Genomic DNA, 22,391 nt, shown 5'->3' with positions numbered 1-22,391 from the left:
GCCGGGGCGGCGCGCGGGGGCGCGCGGGCCCCCCGGGGGGGGGCGCGCGCGTGGGGGGGGGGGGGGGGCCGGCCCGGGGGGGGGGCCCCCGGGGGGGGGGGGGGCCGGCCCCACGTCCGGTCAGGCGGACGGTGCCGGCACCAGCCAGACCGCCGTGTCCTGCGGCAGCCGCTCGCCCTCCCCGTCCAGCGGGCCGCTGCTCAGCAGCACCTCCGTGTGCTCCGGCAGTTCCACCACTTCGGCACTGAGGTTCACGAGGCAGCGCAGGCCGTCCCCGCGGGCGAAGGCGAGGACGCCGTCGGGTGCGTCCAGCCAGGTCAGCGGGCCGTCGCCGAATCCGGGCAGCGATCCGCGCATCCGCAGCGCCTGGCGGTAGAGCGCGAGCATGGAGGTGGGGTCGGCGCTCTGGCGGTCGACCGCGTAGTGCGCCCAGCCCTCGGGCTGCGGCAGCCACGGCTCGGTGTCGGACCCGAAGCCGCAGTGGGGGGCGTCGGCCGACCAGGGCAGCGGCACCCGGCAGCCGTCCCGTCCGGGGTCGGTGCCCCGGGAGCGGAAGTGCATCGGGTCCTGGATGCGGTCCGGCGGGATGTCCGCCTCCGGAAGGCCGAGTTCCTCCCCCTGGTAGAGGTACGCCGAGCCGGGCAGCGCCAGTGTCAGCAGGGCGGCGGCGCGGGCCCGGCGGGTGCCGAGGGCCAGGTCGGTGGGGGTGGCGTAGGTCTTCGTGGCGAAGTCGAAGGCGGTGTCCTCGCGGCCGTAGCGGGTGACGGTGCGGGTCACGTCGTGGTTGCACAGCACCCAGGTGGCGGGGGCACCGACCGGCGCGTGTTCGGCGAGCGTGTCGTCGATGGAGCGGCGCAGCCGGTCCGCCTCCCAGGGGCAGGCGAGGAAGCTGAAGTTGAACGCGGTGTGCAGTTCGTCGGGGCGCAGATAGCGGGCGAAGCGCTCGGCGTCGGGCAGCCACACCTCGCCGACGAAGACGCCGTCGTACTCGTCGGCGATCCTGCGCCAGGCGCGGTAGATGTCGTGCAGTTCGTCCTGGTCGATGTAGGGGTGGGGGTCGACGCCCTCGACGAAGTCGGGCAGCGCCGGGTCCTTGGCGAGGAGGGCGGCGGAGTCGATCCGTACGCCTGCCACGCCGCGCTCGAACCAGAAGCGCAGGACGTCCTCGTGCTCCTGGCGGACGACGGGGTGCGACCAGTTGAGGTCGGGCTGTTCCGGGGTGAACAGGTGCAGGTACCACTCGCCGTCGGGGACCCGGGTCCAGGTGGGTCCGGCGAACTGGGAGGGCCAGTCGTTGGGGGGCAGTTCGCCGTGTTCGCCGCGGCCGGGACGGAAGTGGAAGAGCGCGCGCTCCGGGCTGCCCGGCCCGGCGGCGAGTGCGGCCCGGAACCAGGCGTGCTGGTCGGAGACGTGGTTGGGCACGATGTCGACGATCGTCCGGATGCCCAGTTCACGGGCTTCGGCGATCAGCTTCTCGGCCTCGGCGAGGGTGCCGAAGGCGGGGTCCACGGTGCGGTAGTCGGCGACGTCGTATCCGCCGTCGACGAGCGGCGAGACGTACCAGGGGGTGAACCAGACCGCGTCGACGCCGAGTTCGGCGAGGTACGGGAGTCTGGCCCGGACCCCCGCGAGGTCGCCGGTTCCGTCGCCGTCGCCGTCGGCGAAGCTGCGCGGGTACACCTGGTAGATGACGGCGTCGCGCCACCAGTGCGGGGCGTGGGACGGGCGGGCGTCTGCCACGTGACGGTCCTTTCGGGCAGTTCCTGAGGGAGGCAGGGGGTTTTGAGGGAGGCAGGGGGTTTGTGAGGGACGGGTCGGATCTCGGAGCGAGGTGTGGACTTCGCCGCCGGCCCGGCGGCGGGAGGCTGCGGGCGGGCCGGCGGCGAAGGTGCGGGGAGGTCGCGGCGGAGGTGCCGGGAGAGGCCGGAGGTCGTGGCGGAAGTACGGACGGGGTGGGTCTCGGCCCGCCTCGGTCCGTCTCGGCCCGCCTGCCCGTCTCAGCCCTTGAGGCCGCCCGCGGTGAGGCCGCTCATGATGTTGCGCTGGAAGACGAGGAAGATGAGCAGGGTGGGGATCGACGCGATGGTGAGCGCGGCGATCAGCACGTTGACCGGGACTCCGTTGGACAGCGAGTAGATGCCCACGTTGAGGGTCTGTTTCGCCGGGTCGGGGAGGGTGAGCATGGGCCAGAGGAAGTCCTTCCAGACGCCGACGATCGCGAAGATGGACACCACGCCGAGGATCGGCCGGGAGATCGGCAGCACGATCGAGCGCAGGGTGCGCATCGGGCTCGCGCCGTCCATGGCCGCCGCGTCGAGGAGTTCCTTGGGGATGGAGTCGAAGAACCGCTTCAGCAGGAAGATGTTGAACGCGTTGGTGACGGCCGGGAGCCAGATCGCCCACGGCGAGTTGAGCAGGTTGCGCTCCACCACCGGCACGTCGAGGACGGTCAGGTACTGGGGTACGACCAGGACGGTCGCCGGGATCATCAGCGTCGCCAGCATCATGCCGAGGATGGCCTTGCCGAGGACCGGCCGGAGCTTGGAGAGGGAGTAGGCGGCGGCGACGTCCAGGACGAGCTGGAAGGCGAGCGCCCCGAACGCGTAGTACAGGGTGTTGAACAGCAGCGAGGCGAGGTCCATCACCTCCCACGCCCGGCTGTAGTTGGCCGGCTCGAAGGACTCGGGCACCAGTGTCGGCGGTGTCCGGATCACTTCCTGGGGGTCCTTGAACCCGCTGGAGACCAGCCAGTAGAGCGGTCCGAGGAAGACCAGGGTGAAGCCGGTGACGACCACCGCGAAGGTGAGCCAGTAGAGGAACTTACCCTTGGGGCGTGCGAGTTGGGCCGGTGAGATGAGCGTGCGTGTGGACATGGCTGTTCTCCCCGGTCCTATTCGTCCTCGGCGCGGCTGAGCTTGACGTACACCGCCGAGAAACCGGCGAGCAGTACGAGCAGCAGCAGGCCGAGCGCGGCCGCGGCGCCGTAGTTGTTGAAGTTGAAGGCGTACTGGTAGATGAGGTGGACGACCGTGGTGGTGGAGCCCTCGGGGCCGGCGCCGCCGGTCAGCAGGAAGGGTTCGACGAAGACCTGCATGGTGGCGATGATCTGCATGAGCAGCATCAGGGAGAGGATGAGCCGGGTCTGCGGGATGGTCACGTGCCAGATCTTGCGGAGCAGGCCCGCGCCGTCCAGCTCGGCCGCCTCGTACAGCTCGCCGGGTATGCCCTGGAGTGCGGCGAGGTAGATCAGGGTGGCACCGCCCATGTTCATCCAGGTGGAGGCGATGACGACCGCGAGCATCGAGATGTCCGGGTCCTGGAGCCACTGCTGCGCGGGGAGGCCGAAGAAGTCGAAGATCTCGTTGAGCAGGCCGTATCCGGGGTCGTACAGGTACTTGAAGAGGAGGACGGCCGCGACCGGGGGCAGCATCACCGGGAGGTAGACGAGCAGCCGCAGGTAGCCCTTGCCGTGCCGGAACTCGTTGATGGTGACGGCGATGAGGAACGGCACGGCGAAGCCGAGGACCAGGGCGAGCACGGTGAAGAGCAGGGTGTTGCGCCAGGCCTGCCAGAACGCGGGGTCGTTGAGAACGGTGGCGAGGTTGTCGAAGCCGACCCAGCTGACGACGCCGTCCTCGGTCTTCTGGAAGGCGAGGAAGAACTCGCGCACCATCGGGTACCAGGAGAACACCGCGAAGCACAGGACCGCGCCGATCAGGAAGCCGTGGGCGGTGAGGTTGCGCCGCAGGCTCCGGGCGAAGCGGCCCCCCGGCTGTCCGGGTGCCGCCGGAACGGGCGGCGGTTTGCGGGAGTTGACCGTCTTGCTCGGGGTCAGGCTGGGGGCCGACATCGTTGCTCCTTGTTGCGGGTGTGCCGGTTGCTGCGGCCGGAGACGCCAGGGACGGAGATGCTGGCCAGGGGCGCCGGGGTCGAGGTACGGGCCGGGGACACCGGTGACGGAGGTGCGGGCCGGGGACGCAGGTGCGGGCGGGGGGGGGCCGAATCCGCGGGACCGGGCGCGACCTGCGGGCCGGGCGTGCGGGCCCGGGGGTGCGGCCCCCGAACCCGCGGGCCGGGCGTCACTGCGTGGCGAGGACCTGGTTGACCTGCGACTCCGCGGTGGAGAGCAGCTTGTCGACGTCGGCGTCCTTGTTGGTGAGCAGGCCGGACATCACGTTGTCGAGGACCTTGTAGACCTCCTGCGCCTTCGGCGGCTCGGCCTTGCCCTGGACCGGGTTGTCCATGAAGGACTTGAAGTTCGCGACCGGCATGGTGGCGTGCTGGACGCGGGCGGCGTCGTCCTTCTTCTTGGCGTCGTTCAGCCAGAAGTTGGGCTGCGGGATGCCGACCGGGAGGCCGTCCGCCTTGGTGCGGTCCCACTGGAACTGACCCTTGCCGACCGTGAGGTTCTTGAAGTTGAGCCAGGCGACCGCGGCCTTGACCTTGTCGGGCGAGATGCCCTTCTTGATCATGTAGTTGTTGCCGCCGGCCAGGGTGTTCTTCGCGCCGGGGATCGGGCCCATCCCGAAGTTGTCGTACTTGGCGCCGAGTTGCTGGACCATGTACGTGATGTCGTCGGGGGCGGCGAGGAACATGCCGAGCTTGTCGGTGGCGATCTGCTTCTGGAGGTCGCCCCACTTCAGCAGCTGGGTCTTGCCCATGCTGTCGTCCTGCCAGCGCATGGCGTGCAGGTTCGCCGCCACCTGCTTGCCGGTCTCGTTGTTGAACGCGGCCTTCTTGCCGCTCGTGTCGACGACGTCGCCGCCGAGGCTGTACATCTGCGCGGTGAAGTGCCAGCCGCCGGTGTTGCCCGCGCTGTACTCGCCGAAGCCGGCGATGCCGTTGCCGAGTCCGGCGATCTTCTTGGCCGCGGTCCGGACCTCGTCCCAGGTGCGGGGCGGGGTGTCGGGGTTGAGGCCGGCCTGCTGGAAGAGCTTGCGGTTGACCAGCAGGCCCATCGTGTAGTTGCTGGTGGGCAGTCCGTAGAGCTTGCCGTCCTGCTTGAGCGAGCCCAGCACGTTCGGGTCGATGTCCTTGAGCTGCGGGACGGTCTTCTCGGTGACGTACGCGGTGATGTCCTGGGCGCCGTCGTTGTCGAGCACCTGCGGCAGGTCGGTGAAGTACGTGTAGAACACGTCGGGTTGGGACTTGGCCTTGAGCATGGCCGTGAAGCGCGGGGGCTCCAGGCACTGGCCGGGGGTGGAGCGGCCCTCGATGGTGACGTTCGGGTAGGTCTTGTTGAACTCCGCGACGTCCTCCTTCCACTCCTTGAGCTCGGCCGCCTTCGCCGCCGGGGGCATGCAGTCGATGGTGAGCGTGACCTTGGTCTTCGGGTCCAGCGGAGCGGCGGGGTCGGAGTTCCCGCTGTTCTTGGAACCGGTGTCGTCGTCGCTGCTGCTGCTCGTGCCGCAGGCGGCCAGGGCGGTGAGCGTCAGTGCGGAGACGAGCGTCATGGCGCCGGTGGTGCGGGCGCGACGGAACCGAGCACTTCTCATGGGTGGACCCCTTCGGGCATGAACGTGGAAGGCGCCCCACCGCCGATGCGTTGTGGGGCGCCGCTCACTCAACCACCGCGAACATGTGGACGCAAGATATCGCGCAGATTTCGTAATTGATTGACAGGAGACCGGAGTTCAGAGGCAGAGCAACGTCGTATCGGGGTCTTCCGGTGCCTTCACGGAGCGGTCGGCGACGTGCCTCCCGGCGGGGCGGTGGAGCCCCGGACCACCAGCTCGGGGTCGAAGAGCAGTTCGCTGTGCGGTACGTCGCTGCCCTGGATCTGCAGGATCAGCAGCTCGACGGCCGCCCGCCCCATCGCCTCGATGGGCTGACGGACCGTGGTCAGGGGCGGCTCCGTGCAGGTCATGAACGCCGAGTCGTCGTAGCCGACCACGGACACGTCCTGGGGCACCCGCATTCCCTGCCTGCGCGCGGCGCGCACCGCGCCGAGGGCCAGCGGGTCGCTCGCGCACACGATGCCGGTCACACCGCGCTCCAGCAGCCGCGTGGCGGCGGCCTGTCCGCCCTCCAGGGAGAACATCGACCGCTCCACGAACTCCTCGGCGAGCGACCCGCCCGCGGCCTGCTCGGCGGCCTTCAGCCGGCGCCGGGAGGGCATGTGGTCGGCGGGGCCCAGCACCAGGCCGATCCGCTCGTGGCCCAGCGACTCCAGGTGCCGCCAGGACTGCTCGACGGCCACCGCGTCGTCGCACGCCACGCAGGGGAAGTCGAGGCCCGCGATGGAGGCGTTCATCAGCACCACGGGGATCTGCCGCTCGGCCAGCAGCCGGTAGTGCTCGTGCGGGGCGTCCGCCTGCGCGAAGAGGCCACCGGCGAACACCACGCCGGACACCTGCTGCTGGAGCAGCAGGTCCACGTAGTCCGCCTCGGAGACGCCCCCCTTGGTCTGGGTGCACAGGACGGGGGTCAGCCCCTGCTGCGCGAGCGCGCTGCCGATCACTTCGGCGAACGCGGGGAAGATCGGGTTCTGCAGCTCCGGCAGGACGAGCCCGACCAGCCGGGCCCGTTCACCGCGCAGCTGCGTGGGACGCTCGTAGCCCAGCACGTCCAGCGCGGTGAGCACCGACTGCCGGGTCGCCTCGGACACTCCCTGCTTGCCATTGAGCACCCGGCTGACCGTGGCCTCGCTGACCCCAACCTTTTTCGCTACCTGAGCAAGTCGTCGCGTCATGGGCGCAAGAATAGCGCAAGCGCTGCAAGGCACTTGCGCTATTCGGACAGTGCGGATGCGCTGACCGGACGCCGGGAGAAGGGCCGGACGACCCCTCTCCCGGTGTGCTGCTACGGGTTGTTGACGATCTTCAGGGTGGAGGTGGTGTTGCGGATGTCCACCGCGTTGCCGCTGAGCCGCAGCCCGTTGAAGACGACCTCACCGACGGCAGGGCCCTGCCCAGCCTCCGGCATCTCGTTCGCCCACAGTCCGAAGCCGGACTTCGCATCGTAGGCGTCACCGCTCTTGCGCGCCCCGGTGACGGACACATCGGTGAAGACGGTGTCCTTGATGGGGAACTGCGGTTGCCCGCCCACGTAGTTCGTCTGGAACATGATCCCGCTGTAGGTGGGATCGACGATGTCCACGTGGTTCACCCGGATTCCCTGGAAGATCTTCGAGGCGGAGAAGACCCAGATGCCGGGGAAGGTCTGGGCTCCCCAGAAGTGTCCGCCGGCCCGGACCACCGAGATGTTCTCGAAGACCGTGGGATCCGTCCCGAAGCCGTTCATCGGGTACCCGAAGTCCAGCGAGGAGATGGTGATGCCCGAGTAGACGAGGGTGTCGGCGATGTGGATGTTGCGGAAGGTGTTGTGGTAGCCGCCGTAGACGGCCACACCCGCCGCACGCCAGGTCAGCGTGGACGTCAGGTTCTCGTACACGTTGTTCTTCATGTCCGCGCCGCCCGCGTCGATCGCGGAGAACAGAGCGAAGCTGTCGTCGCCGGTGGCCCGCGCGTCGTTGTTGGTGACGAGGTTGTCCGTCGAGCCGTTGGTCATGTTGATGCCGTCGGCAAACATGTTGCGGATGCGGGAGTTCTTGATCGTCATCGAGTCGGTGTTCGCGCCCCAGTAGAGGCACACCATGTGTTCGTTCCAGATGTTGTCGATGACGATGTCCGACACGTTCGAGAAGTCGAAGACCTTGCCGGGGCCGTCGATCCGCGAGGTGTAGTTCCCGAAGTACGCGAAGTTCGAGAACGACGAGCCCTTCGCCGCCGCCTCCGCCCGGAACCCGACGTCCGTGTTCTCCTGCCCGGCGGGCGCGTGGAACTGGGTGTACCAGGGCCCGGCCCCGACGACCTTGACCGCCTTCCCGTACACCTGGAACTTGCTGGACGTCTGGTAGTCGCCGGGCGGCAGATAGACGCCGACCAGCTTGCCCGTGGTGTCCATCCGCACCTTGTCCAGGGCGTTCTGCACGTCCTGGTGGCCGAAGCCGGCGGGCACGGCGTACGTGGCCGGGTCCGGGTTCGCGACGGGTGCCACCTGCTCCGTGTTCACGAAGTCGATCGCGTACGTCGAGGTGTTCGCGGCGTCCTTCTGGAGCCGGATCTTCGCGCCCGCCGGGACCGTCTCGCCGAGCATCAGGTGCGCCTCGTCGTAGATGTGCCGGGGTGCCCCGGAGCCGGGCGAGTTGCCGGGGGCGGTCTCGTTCCCGTACAGCCAGGCGTAGCGGGAGGTGAGCGGGAAGGCCTTCTTCATGACGCCGTTGACGTAGACGTTGAGCGTGGTGTCGATGCCGCCGCCGCCCGGTGCGTCCGGGATGGAGAAGCGCGTGACCAGGGTGTTCGTGCTGTCCCTGGTGGTGAACTCGACGTACTCGCCGGTCGCGTCCAGATTGACCGCCTTGCGGCCCGAGGCCTCGCCCGCGATGTCGCCGACGGTGCGGTTGGGCCCGACGACCTGCGCGCCGCCGCCGACGGCGCCGTCCTCCGCCTCGTACATGTCGTACGGCATGTGGGCGCCCCGGCCCACGAACAGCGGCTGGGTGGAGGTGTTGTTCTCCCGCTTGACCGGCAGCTCGGCCGTGTCCGGCGCGATGACGACCTTCGCGGTGTACGAGCCGTTGGAGGCCTTCCAGGTGCCGAGCGAGACCGGCGCGGTGGTCGCACCGGCGGCGATGGCCCCGGAGTGGTTGCCGGTGAGCGTCTTGACCACCGCGCCCTTGGCGTCGGTCAGAGTGACGGTGACCGCGTGGTCGCCGCCGGAGGAGGCGACCGTGCCCTGGTTCTTGATGGTCACCTTGTACGTCACGTCGTCCCCGGCGGCCGGGGAGGACGGGGTGGTGGTCACGGACGCGGCGACCAGGTCGGCGCTGGCGACCGGCTTGACGACCAGCGGGCTCGGGCTGGTCAGGGTGTTGTTGCTCTCGTTCTGCTCCAGCACCTCGTTGCCGTCGTCGGCGACCGCGCTCAGTTCGTACGAGCCCGCCTCGCGCTGTCCGAGCGAGGCCGTGACCGTGGCCTGCGCGCCCGACGCGAGGGCCGGGACCTGCGCGGTGGCGACCTTGGTACCGCCGAGCCGCACCGCGACCTTGCTGGCGGCGGCGTCGGCGGGACCGCTGTTGCGTACGGTCACGGAGGCGGTCACGGTGTCCGTCTCGACGGGCGAGGCGGGCGAGGCGGTCAGCCCGGAGACTTCGAGGTCCGGATTGGGCGCGGCCACCCCGATCACCTGGAACTCGGCCAGCTGACCCGCCCCGGAGCCGGTGTTGGCGGTGAAGCGCAACTGCACGTCGGCGACCCGCTTGCCCACGGGGACCGTCACGGTGTTCTGCCCGCTCGCCGGGTCGAAGACGTACTCCTTGGCGGCGACCAGCGAGGTGACGCCGGACGCGCTCTGCTCGCGGCCCAGCACCTCGATGGTCTGGGTGCGCCGGCCCCAGGCGGAGTCGGGGTTGAGCTTGAGGACGAGCCGGTCGACATCGGCGTTGGCACCGAGCTTGACGGTGAGGGTGGCGGGGTGGCCGGTCCCCTCCCAGTAGGTGGCGGTGTTGTTGTCGTTGGCGTTCTCCGCGACGAAGGTGTGGATCACGGAGGAGGCGGTGATCGGCTTCCCGACGGCGAGGTTGCTGCCGCCTCCGGTGCCGGTTCCGTTGCGGGTGACGGTGTTGCTGTTGCCCGACTGGTTCCCGGCCGCGTCCTTGGCCCGCACGTAGTAACTGACGGTCGCGGAGGCCGGGCGGTTGTCGGTGTACGTCGTGACAGTGCCGCCGACCGAGGTCAGCAGGGCTCCGTTCGCGTAGACGTCGTAGCCGGTCACGCCCTTGTTGTCGGTGGACGCGCCCCAGGTCAGCTTGATCTGTCCGGTCGCCGGCTCCGTGTACGCGAGATTCGCGGGGGCGGTCGGGGCCTGGGTGTCGCCCGTGTCGCCGGTGCGGGTGACGGTGTTGCTGTTGGCCGACTGGTTCCCGGCCGCGTCCTTGGCCCGCACGAAATAGCTGACGGTCGCGGAGGCGGGACGGCTGTCGGTGTATGTGGTGACGCCCGCGCCGAGCGAGGTCAGCAGGGTGCCGTTGGCGTAGACGTCGTAGCCGGTGACGGCCGTGTCGTCGGTCGAGGCGCCCCAGGTGAGCCTGATCTGACCGGTGGCGGGCTCGGTGTAGGCGAGGTTGGCGGGAGCGGTCGGGGCCTGGGTGTCGCCGGTGGCGGGGCCGTACACCTCCAGCTCGCTCAGCTGGGCCGCGTTCTGCACGCTGTTGGCGGAGACCAGGGCGCGGACGTAGCGGGTGGTGGTGGCGTCGAAGGTGAGGGTGGTGGAGTTCTGGCCCGCCGCGTCGAAGGTGTACGCCTTGGCGGCGGTGAGGTCGGTGAAGTCGGAGCCGTTGGTGCTGCCCTGGAGTTTGAGGGTCTGGGTGCGCGCGCCCCAGCCGTCGGGCAGGCGCAGCACCGCGCGGTTCACGCGTACGGACGCGCCGAGGTCGGCCTGGAGCCACTGCGGGAGCGCGTTGTTGCGGCTCTCCCAGTAGGTGGCCCTGTTGCCGTCGCCCGCGTTCCCGGGTGCGTACACCTCGGTCTGGCTGCTGGCGGTGAAGGTCTTGCCCCGGGCCAGGTTGACCGAGGACTCGCCCGCCCCGTGCACCTCCAACTCGGACAGCTGGCCCGCCTGCCAGCCGGTGTTGGCGCTGATGGCGATCCGGACGAACCGGGTCTGCGTCGCCGGGAAGCCGATCGTCACGGTGTTGCCGGAGCCCGGCGCGAAGGTGTACGCGGCGGAGGACTTGAGGGTGGTGAAGCTGGTGCCGTCGGCGCTGCCCTGTACGGCGAGGGTCTGATCGCGCTGCTCCCAGCCCGCGGGCAGCTTCAGGACCACCTCGTCCACCCGTTGCGTCGCTCCGAGGTCGACCTGCGCCCACTGCGGCAGCCCGCTGCCCGCGCTCTGCCAGTACGTGGACTGGTTGCCGTCGGTGAGGTTCGCCGCGCCGTACTCGCTGTGGGAGCTGCTCGCCGACGCGGGGTCGCCGACGGCGATGTTGGGCCCGTCGGCGGCGGACGCCGGGGCCAGGAGGGGGCCGGCGAGCAGGAGCAGGCTGGTGGCCAGGGTGGCGCTGAGCACGCTTCGCGCCATGCGCCGTGGCGATCTCGTACGGGATCTCATACGTCCCCGATCTCGGCCCCGCCGCGCACGCGGTGGGGCACGTCAGTGGGATGGGTGGGGGGGGCGGCGGGGGGGGGGGGGGGGGGGGGGGGGGGGGGCGCCGGGGGGCGCGGCCGCGGGGCCCACCGGTCGTACTCGGGTCGTACGTACGGTGATCAGCGGCGCGCGGCCCTCGCGCCCGCCGCGCCGTTGATCACGAACTGGGAGCCCGGCTCGATCAGGACGTTGCCCTGGGCCGAGTTGGTGATGGTCGTGCCGGAGAGGGTGGCGCTGCCGCGTGCTCCGCTCATGGCGAGGATTCCGGAGCCGTTGTTCGACTTGTCGATGGTGACGTTCTTGATCTGGACGTCTCGCATCTCGCCGCCGCCGGTCTTGAACTGGATGCCGTCGTACGTCGAGTCGCGGATGTCGGTGTCGCGGATGGTGACGCCGGGGATCGGCTGGCCCTGGGCGAAGAGGGTGATCGCGCCGAACTCCTGGTCCTCGTTCCAGAACGCACCGCCTGTGCGGTACAGCCCGTTGTTCGCGATGAGGGTCTGGCCGGAGAAGGGCAGCGGGTCGTGGTCGGTGGCCAGCATGATGCCGGGGTAGTTCATGGTGTCGGAGATGAGGTTGTTCTCGATGGTGTTGCCGTAACCGCCGTACACCGCGATGCCGTTGGCGCGCCACGGAAGTTGGATGGTGTTGTTGCGGAAGTGGTTGTCGTGGCCGACGTCGACGGAGGTGTCCTTGACGTACTTGCTGGCCCAGACGGCGAGCGCGTCGTCGCCGGTGTTGCGGAAGGAGGAGTTGAAGACCGTCGAATTTCGGGTGCCGTTGGCGAAGTTGACGCCGTCGGCGTAGGTGTTGCGGATGCGGACGCCGGTGAATTCGAGGCCGTCGCCCGGTCCCCACAGCTCGGGGATGTTGGAGTAGTCGCGGCCGACCCAGGCGCCGACGTTGGCGTGCTCGATCCAGACGTTGCTGATCTTCGTGTTCTTGCCGAAGCGGCCGTTGAGCGCGACGCCGCCCTCGGCGTTGCCGTCGCCGCCCCGGATGGTGCCGGAGCCGAAGATCGCGATGTCGGAGATTTTGGTGTTGTCGTCGATGTCGAAGCCGAAGTTGCCCTCGTGCGGGTGGTTGATGCCGCCCGCGTCCTGCGGGGCGATCAGCGAGTACAGCTGGGAGTGCCACATGCCCGCACCCCGGATCGTCACGTCGCGGATGCCCACCTGGTTGAACTGGCCGCGGTTCAGCGGGTCGTCGGTGAGGATCTTCTTCTCCTGCCGCCACTGCCCGGCCGGGATCCACACGCAGGGGATGTCGCCGTTCTGGTCGGCGGTCACCGCGCGCTGGATGGCGTCGGCGTCGTCGATGCCGTCGTTGGGGACGGCCCCGTAGGCGGTGATGGAGGCGCATTCGGCGGGCTTGGCGGCCGGGGCGGCGACCTGTTCCAGGTCGATGAGGTCGACGACGTAGAAGGAGGCGTTGTCACCGGCGTCGCGCTGGAGGCGGAAGACGGTGCCGGCCGGGTAGGTCTGGGTGAGCAGGACGTTCGACTCGTCGAAGAGGCGGCGGGCGTCGCCGCCGGGCCGGTTGGTGAGCCCTTCGGGGTCGTCGGTGCTGCCGTACAGCCAGCTGTGCTTGGAGGACAGGTTGACCTTGCGGACGAACTGGCCGTTCGCGTAGAGGCTCAGCGTCGCCTCCTGGCCGCCGCCCGCCGCCGCGTCGGGGATGGAGTTGCGTACGACGAGGGAGTTGGCGGCGCCGGTCGAGGTGACCTCGACGTACTGGCCGGTGGCGGTCAGCCGGACCGACTTGCGGCCCGAGGACTCGGTGGCGAAGTTGGTGTGGCCGAAGGTGCGTTGGGCGTCCGACTCCAGGAGGGTGCCGTTGTACCGGCCGTCCTCGGCCTCGTACTCGGTGTACGGGACGGCCGCGCCGCGGCCGACGACCAGGGAGCGGGCGAAGGTGTTGTTGTTCTCGTTGGTCTCGGCGACGGCGCCCGTGGCGTCGGCGGTCGCGGTCAGGGTGGCGCCGCCGCTGGTGGCGGTCCAGGTGCCGTTGACGGCGACGGTGGCGGTGCCGCCTGCCGCGATGGCGGGGGTGGTGCCGTTGAGGGTGGTCCCGCCCACCGTCAGCCGGGTGACCGATCCGGCGGGTACGGCCGCGTTGCCGCGGTTGCGGACGGCGACGGTGAAGCTGACCGGTGAGCCGACCGCCGGGTTCGCCGGACTGCTGGTGATGCCGGTGACGTCGAGGTCGGGTCCGGGAGCCTGACCGACAGTCAGCTTGCCCGCTGCCGTGCGCCCGTTGTTGCTGTTGTCAAGTTCGGCGACGGTGTCGGTCGGGTCGACGACCGCCGACACCGTGTAGCTGCCCGCGGCCCGCTTGCCGACCTGGACGGGGACCTTCGCCGACGCGCCGGGGGCGAGCGCGCCGACCGCCGCGCTGCCCGCGACGGTTCCCTCGACGCTGACGTCGACGGTGGTCGCGGGGGAAGCGGTGGTGCCGGTGTTGCGTACGGTGGCGTCCACCGTGACCGCGTCCGCCTCGGAGGGCGCGGCGGGCGACCAGGTCAGGTCGGTGACGGTGAGGTCCGGGGCGGGAGCGGCGGCGCCGACCACCTGGAACTCGGCGACCTGCCCGCCGCCCGCGCCGGTGTTGCCGAAGAACTGGAGCCGTACGTCGGCGTAGCGGCCGGAGACGGGGATGCTGACGGTGTTGTTGTTGCCGGAGGGGCTGAAGGGGTAGTCCGCGCGGGCCTTGAGCGAGGTGAAGGCGGTTTCGCCCGCCGCGCGGCCCAGCACCTGGAGGTGCTGGGTCCTGGCTCCCCAGGCGGCGTCGGGGTTGAGTTTGAGGACGACGCCCGACAGGTCGGCGTCGGCGCCGAGCTTGACGGTGAGGGTGGAGGCGGCGGCACCGGCCTCCCAGTAGGTGCTGGTGCTGTCGTCGTTGGCGTTGGCCGGGACGTAGTTCTGCGTGGTGGAGGAGGCCTCGATGGGCTTGCGCAGGGCGAGGTTGGTGCCGGTGGGCGGGGCGCCGGGGTCGGTGCCGCCGTCCTTGCCGTACACCTCCAGTTCGCTCAGCTGGGCGGCGGACCAGCCGGTGTTGGCGGTGATCTGCACACGTACGTACCGGGCCCGGCCGGTGACGGCGAGCGCCACCCGGTTGCCGGACGACGGCGTGAAGTCGCGGCCGGCGGACGCGGAGAGGGCGGCGAAGGTGGAACCGTCGGTGCTGCCCTCGACGCTCAGGGTCTGGGTGCGGGCCTCCCAGGAGGCGGGCAGTTTGAGCACCACTTCGCTGAGGTCGACCGTGGCGCCGAGGTCGATCCGGGTCCACTGGGGGAAGGCGGCCGACCCGCTCTCCCAGTAGGTGGCCTGGCTGCCGTCGGTGATGTTGCCCGCGGGGTACGCGCCGTGGGCGCCGGAGGCGGTGGCCGGGCGGCCGAGCGCGAGGTTCGGTCCTGCCGCGGCGCGCGGGGCGGTCCGTGCGGCGTCGGGTACGGCGGTCCGTGCGGCGTGCGGCGCGGCGGTGCGTACGGCGTCGGGTGCGGCATTCCGTACTGCCGCGCTGCCGTGCTCCTGGTGCCGGTCGGCGGCGTGTGCTGCCACCGGGAGCAGTCCCCCGGCGAGCAGCCCCGCCGTCGTCAGTCCGGCGATCAGCCGCCGGTTGCGATGTCTCTCACTCATGGAGCCCTCTCGATCCCTTCCCTGGGCATGTGGTCACGGCCGCTCCGCGCGGTGCACGCGCACAGGAGGGGGTGACCGGAGGCCTGGTGATATCGGACAGCGAACGCCGAGAATCAAAAAATTGAGCAGTTCCGTCAATCTTTTGCAGCGTTGAGGTGACAGGTTTCTACCGGGTATCGGTTTTGTCAACGGAACGGTACGTGAAGGGAGTTGACGGACGTCGCCGCACGAGGCGGGGCCGGCACCATCCGTACCGGTCCGGACCGGTACGACCTGTTCCGGATCGGCAGAGCGCACGGGGCGCGCCGGGGCATGCCTCGACCCGGGTTCGTCCGGGGAGGCTCGGGGCGGCGAACTCGGGGCCGCGAAGGGGCGCGCGGGAGCCGGGGCGTGGGAGCCGGGGCGCGGGAGATCCCGTGCGGAAGTTGCCGTGCGGGAGTCGCCCTGCGGGAAATGTGGTGCGGGGCGCGGCCGGAGCCGCGCCGGTGGGTTACCTCGTCAGGTAGGGCGCCCGCACCCGGTGCTTGGCGATCTTGCCGTTGGGATCACGGGGCAGGTCGGCGACGATGTCGAAGGTACGGGGGATCTTGAAGCCGGCGAGCGTGCCGCGCAGGGACGCACGCAGGTGGTCGAGGTCGAGTGCGACGCCGGGTTCCGGCTGTACGAGTGCGTGGAGCCGTTCGCCGTACTCGGCGTCGGGTATGCCGAAGACCGCGCAGTCGAGGACGCCGGGGCGGACCAGGAGGGCGGCCTCGATCTCGGCGGGGTAGATGTTGACGCCGCCGGAGAGGACCATGTCGACGGCCCGGTCGCAGATGTAGAGGTAGCCGTCCTCGTCGAGGTACCCCATGTCGCCGACCGAGACGAGCCCGTCCAGGCCCGCTTCCTCGCGGGCCTCCGGGCGCCCCCGGTAGGTGAAGTCGGTGTGCGCGGGCTGGCGCACGTAGAGCACTCCGACCTCGCCCGGCGCGCAGTCCTTGCCGTCCCCGTCGACGACCCGGATCCGCGCGTCGCCCAGCGCACGGCCCACGCTGCCCGGCCGGGCCAGTGCCTCGACGGAGTCGATGGCGGTGATGTACCCGGTCTCGCTGGAGGCGTACGTCTCGTGCACGATCGGGCCGAGCCAGTCGATCAGCGCCCTCTTCACGTCCGGCGCGCAGGGCGATCCGGTCGAGCCCACGAAGCGCAGGGAGGACAGGTCGTACCGCTCGCGCACCTCGCGGGGGAGCTTCAGCAGCCGCACGTACATGGTCGGTACGCAGTACAGGGCGTCGATGCGGTGGCGTTCGACCAGGGCGAGGGTCTGCTCCGGGTCGAAGCGCGGCGCGATGACGAAGAGATCGGCGGCCAGGGCGGCGTACTGCGCGAACATGCTGGGGGCGCTGTGGTAGAGCGGGGCCGTCATGAGGGCCCGGCAGCCGGCCCGCAGCCCGTAGACCCGGCCGAGGACGGCGAGGGTCCGGTCGCGGAAGTCCTCGATCTCCGCGACGGGCACGGGCGCGCGGACCACGCCCTTGGGGCGGCCGGTGGTGCCGGAGGTGTAGGCCATGTGGCTGCCGGGCGACACCAACGGACCCTCGTAGTCGGGCTGTTGGGAGAGCCAGATCGTATACGGGAGGAAGGACCGGTGCGGGGCGGAGGGGCCGGTGTCCGCGTCAGGCGCCGGGATCGCGTACGGAACAGGGGCCCCGGGCGGGAGTGCGGCGGCCCCGGGGACGGTCACCGGACCCTCCTCGGGAGCGTCGCCGACCGCCAGGACCGGCAGGCCGTCGGGCAGCGCCTCGTGCGCCGCCGTCAGCAGGTCGGTGTGGCCGAGCACCGCTTTCGCCCCGCAGTCCTCGACGATGTAGGCGATCTCGGACGGAGTGAAGTGCCAGTTCAGCGGGCAGAAGTGGAAGCCGCCGAGCCGGGAGGCCAGCATGACGTCGACGTACACCGCGTCGTTGCGCAGCAGCACGGCGATCACGTCGCCGGCGCGCAGCCCGAGCGCGTACAGTCCGCCCGCCAGCTTGCGGGCTCTCGCCTCCAGGTCCTGGGGTGCGGTCTCACTGCCCTCGAAGCTGACGGTGGCGGTCATCGGGTGTCCTCTCGTCCGTCTGGCGTCCGGCATCTGGTGTGCGGTGTCCGGCGGGTGGCATCCGGCGTGCGGTGTCCGGCGGCTGGCATCCCGCGTACGGCGTACGGCCGCTCATCGTGTCACGCGCCTCCCGGCTTTCGCCCCAGTCCTGCGACCGCCCATTTCGCCCGGCCGGGCAGCTCCCCGAGAGCTTTGACGGACTCCTTGCCGATCGTGTTCAGCAGGAGCCGGGCGTGTGCCATCGTCGTGCGCGCCAGGTCGTCCGCTTCGCCCGAGTCGACGGCGGCGAGCACCAGTTCCAGGTGCTGTTCGGCGAGGAGTCGGCCGAGGCCCCGGCGGTGCCAGTCGGTGACCGTGCCGTCGGGAGGTGTGCCGCCCGCGTTGACGGCCGCCCGCGCGCGCTCCAGTGCGCGGGCGGCCCCGTCGAGATCGCCCTTGAGCCGCTCGACGCGGGCCAGTGCGTACGCCTCGCAGGCGCGGTCGGCGGCCGTGTCCTGGAGGGACAGCAGGTGGGACTGGGCGCGGGCCGCCTGTGCGTGGTCGCCGAGCCGTTCCAGCGCGCGGCTCAGCTCGCGGAGCCGGTCGGGGTACGGTCCGGTGTCGTCCAGCAGCCGGATGAGCTCGACGCGGGCGTGCTCGGTGAGCCCCTGCCTGCGGGCCAGCTCGATCCAGGTGTGCGGGCTCTCGGCGCCGATGTCCGCCCCGTACCACTTCCGGTCCTCGCCCCGGGCCCACTCCACGGCGTCCGGGCCGCTGGCGACCTGCCCGTAGGTGAACGCCCGGAGCCGCGGGACGTCCTCCTCCCGGCCGCGCTCCCCGACCAGTACGGCGGCCAGCCGGCGCTCCACGAAGCGCTCACCGGGTGGGGCGGTCGCCGCGCCTTCCGCCTCCAGCTCCAGTTCCAGCAGGAGCCGCAGGGCGGGAAAGTCGCCGTCCCGCCGGTCGTACTGGGCGGCGCGCAGGATGCCGGTGCGCAGGACGGGGTCGGCGGCCCACTCGTGTCGCGTCCGTGCCTGGGGGATCGGCGCCTCGTCGCGCGGGCTCGCGTCGCGTGTGTCCGCGCCGCCCGGGTCTGCATCGCCCGCGCCCGCGCGCCACCGTTCCAGGGCCGCACGTCCGGGGGCCAGGACGATGTCCCGCAACGGCTGGCGGAGAGAGGCGTCCAGCCGGTAGGCGCACAGTTCGGCGGAGTTGAGCAGCAGGTGAGCGGGCTCGGTGCGGGCGGCTGCGGCCTTCGAGCGGGCGTGGAGTTCGGTGAGCGGGCGCTCCGGCAGGCCCAGGCCCCGTATCAACTCGGCACGCTGGGCGTCGAGTTCCGGGGCGAACATCTCCTTCGCCTCCTCGTCGCCCGCACGCACCGCGGCCCGCAGACCCTCCTCGTCCGACTCGTCCTCGATGTCTTCGATGTCCTCGGCCCAGTCGGGCAGCCTGACGAGGATTTCGAGCGCCTCGGTGACGCTCGCGGCGACCAGGACGGCGTCGCCGTCGGAGGAGGCGTACAGGACGGCCCCGTCCTCGCACAGGAAGTACGTGTCCCCGCCACCGGTGCCCGCGATGGCTTCCAGCGGGGCCCCGGACGCCAGGTGCACGTCCTCGACGTGTTCGGTCCGCTCGACGTCGAAGTCGAAGGGAAAGGTGGCGAGCGCGGCGAGATCGGGGCGGGTGCGGAGGAGTTCGAGTACGGGGTCGGTCATGGGTGGGAAGCGTACGGGGCGGGGAGGGTGGGAGTGCCTCGGCGGGGGCTGGGTCACGGGGGGGGCGGGTGCCCGGTGGGCCGGGAGTGGATCGGGCTGCGCCCCGGCTCCCAAGGCAGCGCTGGGCCTGCGGTTCGCGGCTGCCGCCGTGTGGCGCCGCCCGGCCGTGTCGCGCCTGCGGCGGGCGGCGCCCCTCCCCGCCCCTTCCCTGAACCGCTGCCGCGCGGCCGGTGGTCTTCCCGCGCGAGCGTCGTGGGTTGCTCGCGCGGTTCCTCGCGCCCCTAGAGATGCCGCAGACCGGCCAGGGTGATTTCTACGAAGCGGCGCCAGTCTCCGATCGCGTTGTGGCTCAGCATCGCCACGGCGCCCACGCTCATGTACAGGTCGGCGACCGTCACGTCCGCGCGCAGTGAGCCGTCCGTCCGCCCCCGCTCCACCAGCCGCGCGCCCATCGCGAGCAGCGCCTCGCCGACCTCGCCCCGTGGGGCCATGCCGCCGAACGACGCCTCGATCACCCCGGAGACCGCGCGCCCCTCCTCGTGCATCTCCCCCACCCGCGTCAGCAGCGCCTCCACCGCCCCGCACGCGTCGGGCCGCACCGGGCACTCCTCCTCGACGAACGCGAGCACCTTCACGAATCGTTGCTCGGCGACGGCGCCTACGAGGGCCTGCCGGGTCGGGAAGTGCCGGTAGACGGTTCCGACACCGACCCCGGCGGCGCGGGCGACCTCCGCCATCTGCACCTCGTCGCCGCGCTCGGCGAACAGTTCGTGCGCAACGTTCAGCACGCGCAGGCGATTTCGCTCCGCGTCGGTCCTGGAGGGTCTTGACATGCCGTCGCTTCCTCTGCTCACCTTTAAACGGAATCGGATTCCGGTTCCGTAGCCGTTGAGGGAAGGATACCCATGTCCGAAGACCGATTCATCCTGCTCGACCCCGGCGCCTCCCGACCCACCCGCGTGCCGCTGCCGCCCGCGACGACCGTGAAGGCGAGGACCGAGGACACCGAGGGGCGCTTCTCCCTCATGGAGGTCGTCGTCGCCCAGGAGATCCCGCGCCATGTCCACCACGTGGCCGACGAATGCATCTACGTGCTGTCGGGGGCGCTCGGCGTGGAGTTCGACGACACGGACCGCACGGTGATGGCGGGCCAGTTCGTCCTGCTGCCGCACGGTGTGCCGCACGCCCTGCGCCCCGCGAGCACCCCGCCGCCGAACGTCCTCCAGATTTCCTCGCCCGGCGGCTGGGAGTGCTACCTGGAGGACCTGTCCGAGCACCTGTCCGGGGCCGGCCGCCGGGGCCGCCCCGACGCCGCCCTGCTGAACCGCATCGCCGAGCCGTACCGGATCACGTACGAGGAGCCCGCGACCCCGTCGCAGCCCGTGGCCCCGGACCGGCCGTAGCGGTCAGTCGGTTCCCACCGGCGCGTGGCGGTAGGCGGTAGGCGGTACGCACAGAAAGCGCGGGCCGCACCGCGCCACCACGCGCCGAAGCGGCCCGCGCAAGGCGCCCACGTCAGACCCCACCTACGCTCACCCACTCACTCACTCACCCACTCACCCACTCACCCACTCACCCACTCACCCACTCACCCGGCCGAGGAAACCCGCCACCGCCGCGACGAACCGCTCCGGATCGTCGAGCCACGGGTAATGGGCGGTTGCGGACTGAATGGTCAGCTCCGCACGCGGGAAGCACTTCGCGATCTCCGCCGCCACTTCCGGGCACGGCCCGCCGTCCCACTCCCCCGCCAGCACGAGCACCGGCACGTCCAGTCCGGCGAGGACGCTCCGCGCGGTCGCCGGGTCGAAAGCGCCCTCCGAGGCGTACAGTTCGCCCGCTTCCTCGTTGCTCTGCCCGATGTCGGACGCGGCATGCTCCTGCGCGGCCGTGTCCCAGCGGCCGTAGAAGAAGGGAAGTACCGCCTCGTACTCCTCGTCCGACGGCGTCCCGCGCCAGAAGACCTCGAACGCCTCCCGCGCCGGCCCGTACCACGGTTCACCGGCCCTCAACTCGGCTGCCGCGCTGCGCTGTTCGACGGTGAAGTCGACACCGAGAGCGCGGGCGCGGGCGGTGACGAAGGTCAGACTGCGGATGCGCCGCGGGTAGCGGGCCGCGTAGAGGAGGGCGAGGTCACCGGCGGCGGAGTGGGCGAGGAGGTCGACGCGTTCGATCCCGAGGTGGGCGCGCAGCGCCTCGACGTCGTCGACGAGCCGGTCGCAGCGGTAGGTGGCAGGGTCGGCCGGAACGCCGGATTCGCCGGTGCCGCGCAGGTCCGGCATGATCAGCCGCCGGTGCTCCGACAGCCCGCCGAGGTCCCCGAGATACGCGGAGGCACGCATCGGCCCGCCGGGCAGCACGAGCAGCGGCGCGCCCTCGCCCCGTACGTGGAAGGCGAGCTTCGTCCCGTCGGGGGCCGTGAGGCGGGCCGTGCCGCAAGCGGTGTCATGAGCAGAGGTGTGAGGCATGGGGTCATCCTGACCAGCGAGAACGACCACGGCAAACACTTTGTGCCCGCCGTCGGTCGGCTCGGCCGCCCCCGCCCCACGGCCACATGCCGGACACCCGTGCGGTCCCGCTTCCCCTCGCGGCACCATGGCCCGCATGTCTACGCCTTTCGACCGCTTCGAGGAGCTCGCTCCCGCGCCCGACCGTCTCGGTGATCTCGTCGCCCCCGTCGCCGATGCCCTGCGCCGTTGGAGCGGGCCCGTGCCCGCTGCCGAGGTCCGTTATGTGGAGACCGATCCGGCGGTCGCCGACACCGCCGCCTTCGTCGAGCGCTACGGGTCCGGGCTGCTCGACGTGTCCGCGAACTGTGTGATCGTCGCTGCCAAGCGCGGTGGCGAGACCTCCCTGGCCGCCTGTCTGGTCCCCTCCGCCGCCCGCGCGGACGTCAACGGGGCCGTGCGCCGTCAACTCGGCGCCCGCAAGGTGTCCTTCGCCCCGATGGACACGGCCGTGGGGCTGACCGGCATGGAGTACGGCGGCATCACGCCCGTCGGGCTGCCCGCCGACTGGCCGGTCCTGGTGGACGCGAGCCTTCTGGACCTGGAGCAGGTACTGATCGGCAGTGGCCGCCGGGTCGGCAAACTGATCGTGCCGGGCAAGGCGTTCGCGCAGCTTCCCGGCGCGGTGGTCGTACCCGGGCTGGCGTCCCGCCCGCAGGGGTAGCGAGGCCGGTTCGGGTCAGGACGGGCCTTCGGCGTTTCCGTTCTCCTGTACCAACCTGTTGAGGGCCGGGGCGATGTCCGCCAGCGGGAGGACGTGGTCCACCCGTCCCGTGCTCACCGCGGCCTTGGGCATGCCGTGGAACTCCGCCGTCTCGGGGTCCTGCACGAGGACCGTGCCGCCCTGCGCCTTGATCGCCTCCACGCCCCGGGCGCCGTCGCCGTCCGCGCCGGTGAGCACGCAGCCGATGACCCCGGCCCCGTACGCCGTCGCGGCCGACTCGAAGAGGGGGTCGGCGGCGGGGCGGGCGTAGTTGACCCGGTCCTCGTGCGTCAGGGACAGCGTTCCGTCCTCCCGCACGCACAGGTGCCGGTCGGGCGGGGCGATGTGGACCGTTCCCGCGCGCGGGCGCTCGCCGTCCTCGGCGAGCTTGACGGTGAGTGCGGTGGAGCGCGCCAGGATGGTCACGATGCGCGTTCCGCCGGAGCGGTTGAGGTGCTGGGCCACCAGCACCGGTACCGGAAACGTGGCGCGCAGCCCGCCGAGCAGCACCTTGAGGCCCTGCACGCCTCCGGCGGAGGAAGCGACGAGCACGGCCTCCCAGTGGCCGCGGCCGTCCGTCCCGGGGAAGATCTGCACGTGTGCAGCGTACGTCCGCCGGACGGACCG

At 71.1% G+C, this 22,391-nt stretch carries 14 protein-coding genes; 2 read left to right on the top strand and 12 right to left on the bottom strand.

Annotation, left to right across the window (positions count from 1 at the left end; genetic code table 11):
- Window positions 1–120 precede the first annotated feature (120 nt).
- The 10 genes from ACFYVL_RS34800 to ACFYVL_RS34755 all read right to left on the bottom strand — a co-directional run bounded on the left by ACFYVL_RS34800 (window position 121) and on the right by ACFYVL_RS34755 (window position 19,387).
- Window positions 121–1,740 carry a glycoside hydrolase family 13 protein gene (locus ACFYVL_RS34800; RefSeq protein ID WP_389252155.1) on the bottom strand — a complete coding sequence of 540 codons (1,620 nt, stop codon included), beginning with the start codon at window positions 1,738–1,740 and terminating at the stop codon, window positions 121–123.
- 257 nt (window positions 1,741–1,997) lie between these two features.
- Entirely contained in the window at window positions 1,998–2,873 is an 876-nt protein-coding gene (locus tag ACFYVL_RS34795; protein WP_389252153.1) for a carbohydrate ABC transporter permease, read from the bottom strand.
- A gap of 17 nt (window positions 2,874–2,890) precedes the next feature.
- Entirely contained in the window at window positions 2,891–3,850 is a 960-nt protein-coding gene (locus ACFYVL_RS34790) for a carbohydrate ABC transporter permease (RefSeq protein WP_389252151.1), read from the bottom strand.
- A gap of 229 nt (window positions 3,851–4,079) precedes the next feature.
- On the bottom strand, window positions 4,080–5,495 hold the full coding sequence (locus ACFYVL_RS34785; RefSeq protein WP_389252149.1) for an extracellular solute-binding protein: 1,416 nt from the start codon (window positions 5,493–5,495) through the stop codon (window positions 4,080–4,082).
- A gap of 179 nt (window positions 5,496–5,674) precedes the next feature.
- Entirely contained in the window at window positions 5,675–6,691 is a 1,017-nt protein-coding gene (locus ACFYVL_RS34780; protein WP_389252147.1) for a LacI family DNA-binding transcriptional regulator, read from the bottom strand.
- A gap of 110 nt (window positions 6,692–6,801) precedes the next feature.
- Complete coding sequence (locus ACFYVL_RS34775) at window positions 6,802–11,109, bottom strand: discoidin domain-containing protein (protein ID WP_389252145.1); 4,308 nt, start codon at window positions 11,107–11,109, stop codon at window positions 6,802–6,804.
- A gap of 155 nt (window positions 11,110–11,264) precedes the next feature.
- Window positions 11,265–14,783: a CARDB domain-containing protein gene (locus tag ACFYVL_RS34770; protein WP_389252143.1), complete on the bottom strand. Its 3,519-nt coding sequence runs from the start codon at window positions 14,781–14,783 to the stop codon at window positions 11,265–11,267.
- Window positions 14,784–15,273: 490 nt separating this feature from the next.
- The gene (locus ACFYVL_RS34765) at window positions 15,274–16,860 is read right to left on the bottom strand and encodes an AMP-binding protein (protein ID WP_389252141.1); all 1,587 of its coding nucleotides are present in this window, start codon (window positions 16,858–16,860) and stop codon (window positions 15,274–15,276) included.
- 119 nt (window positions 16,861–16,979) lie between these two features.
- The gene (locus ACFYVL_RS34760; RefSeq protein ID WP_389252139.1) at window positions 16,980–18,554 is read right to left on the bottom strand and encodes a hypothetical protein; all 1,575 of its coding nucleotides are present in this window, start codon (window positions 18,552–18,554) and stop codon (window positions 16,980–16,982) included.
- 281 nt (window positions 18,555–18,835) lie between these two features.
- The gene (locus tag ACFYVL_RS34755) at window positions 18,836–19,387 is read right to left on the bottom strand and encodes a TetR/AcrR family transcriptional regulator (protein ID WP_389252137.1); all 552 of its coding nucleotides are present in this window, start codon (window positions 19,385–19,387) and stop codon (window positions 18,836–18,838) included.
- Between the two features lie 72 nt (window positions 19,388–19,459).
- Between ACFYVL_RS34755 and ACFYVL_RS34750 the strand changes: the two genes are divergently transcribed.
- The gene (locus ACFYVL_RS34750; RefSeq protein ID WP_389252136.1) at window positions 19,460–19,957 is read left to right on the top strand and encodes a cupin domain-containing protein; all 498 of its coding nucleotides are present in this window, start codon (window positions 19,460–19,462) and stop codon (window positions 19,955–19,957) included.
- A gap of 177 nt (window positions 19,958–20,134) precedes the next feature.
- On the opposite strand, the gene ACFYVL_RS34745 is transcribed toward ACFYVL_RS34750, so the two are convergent.
- Window positions 20,135–21,022: an alpha/beta fold hydrolase gene (locus ACFYVL_RS34745; protein WP_389252134.1), complete on the bottom strand. Its 888-nt coding sequence runs from the start codon at window positions 21,020–21,022 to the stop codon at window positions 20,135–20,137.
- A 136-nt stretch (window positions 21,023–21,158) separates the two neighbouring features.
- Here ACFYVL_RS34745 and ACFYVL_RS34740 point away from each other — a divergent pair, with 136 nt between their 5' ends.
- Window positions 21,159–21,725 carry a YbaK/EbsC family protein gene (locus tag ACFYVL_RS34740; protein ID WP_389252132.1) on the top strand — a complete coding sequence of 189 codons (567 nt, stop codon included), beginning with the start codon at window positions 21,159–21,161 and terminating at the stop codon, window positions 21,723–21,725.
- Between the two features lie 15 nt (window positions 21,726–21,740).
- Here the strand turns inward: ACFYVL_RS34740 and ACFYVL_RS34735 are convergent, their stop codons facing one another.
- Window positions 21,741–22,361 (bottom strand): chemotaxis protein CheB, encoded by a 621-nt coding sequence (locus tag ACFYVL_RS34735; protein WP_389252130.1) that lies wholly within the window; start codon window positions 22,359–22,361, stop codon window positions 21,741–21,743.
- Between the last annotated feature and the right edge of the window lie 30 nt (window positions 22,362–22,391).

It is taken from the genome of Streptomyces sp. NPDC004111 (assembly GCF_042874215.1).
GTDB lineage: Bacteria > Actinomycetota > Actinomycetes > Streptomycetales > Streptomycetaceae > Streptomyces.
This window is presented reverse-complemented; position numbering and strand designations above follow the sequence as displayed.

Coding starts and splice junctions, on each gene's coding strand:
- ACFYVL_RS34750 (WP_389252136.1), top strand. CDS start 19,460: ATGTCCGAAGACCGATTCATCCTGCTCGACCCCGGCGCCTCCCGACCC.
- ACFYVL_RS34745 (WP_389252134.1), bottom strand. CDS start 21,022: ATGCCTCACACCTCTGCTCATGACACCGCTTGCGGCACGGCCCGCCTC.
- ACFYVL_RS34785 (WP_389252149.1), bottom strand. CDS start 5,495: ATGAGAAGTGCTCGGTTCCGTCGCGCCCGCACCACCGGCGCCATGACG.
- ACFYVL_RS34790 (WP_389252151.1), bottom strand. CDS start 3,850: ATGTCGGCCCCCAGCCTGACCCCGAGCAAGACGGTCAACTCCCGCAAA.
- ACFYVL_RS34770 (WP_389252143.1), bottom strand. CDS start 14,783: ATGAGTGAGAGACATCGCAACCGGCGGCTGATCGCCGGACTGACGACG.
- ACFYVL_RS34765 (WP_389252141.1), bottom strand. CDS start 16,860: ATGACCGCCACCGTCAGCTTCGAGGGCAGTGAGACCGCACCCCAGGAC.
- ACFYVL_RS34775 (WP_389252145.1), bottom strand. CDS start 11,109: ATGAGATCCCGTACGAGATCGCCACGGCGCATGGCGCGAAGCGTGCTC.
- ACFYVL_RS34755 (WP_389252137.1), bottom strand. CDS start 19,387: ATGTCAAGACCCTCCAGGACCGACGCGGAGCGAAATCGCCTGCGCGTG.
- ACFYVL_RS34760 (WP_389252139.1), bottom strand. CDS start 18,554: ATGACCGACCCCGTACTCGAACTCCTCCGCACCCGCCCCGATCTCGCC.
- ACFYVL_RS34740 (WP_389252132.1), top strand. CDS start 21,159: ATGTCTACGCCTTTCGACCGCTTCGAGGAGCTCGCTCCCGCGCCCGAC.
- ACFYVL_RS34780 (WP_389252147.1), bottom strand. CDS start 6,691: ATGACGCGACGACTTGCTCAGGTAGCGAAAAAGGTTGGGGTCAGCGAG.
- ACFYVL_RS34795 (WP_389252153.1), bottom strand. CDS start 2,873: ATGTCCACACGCACGCTCATCTCACCGGCCCAACTCGCACGCCCCAAG.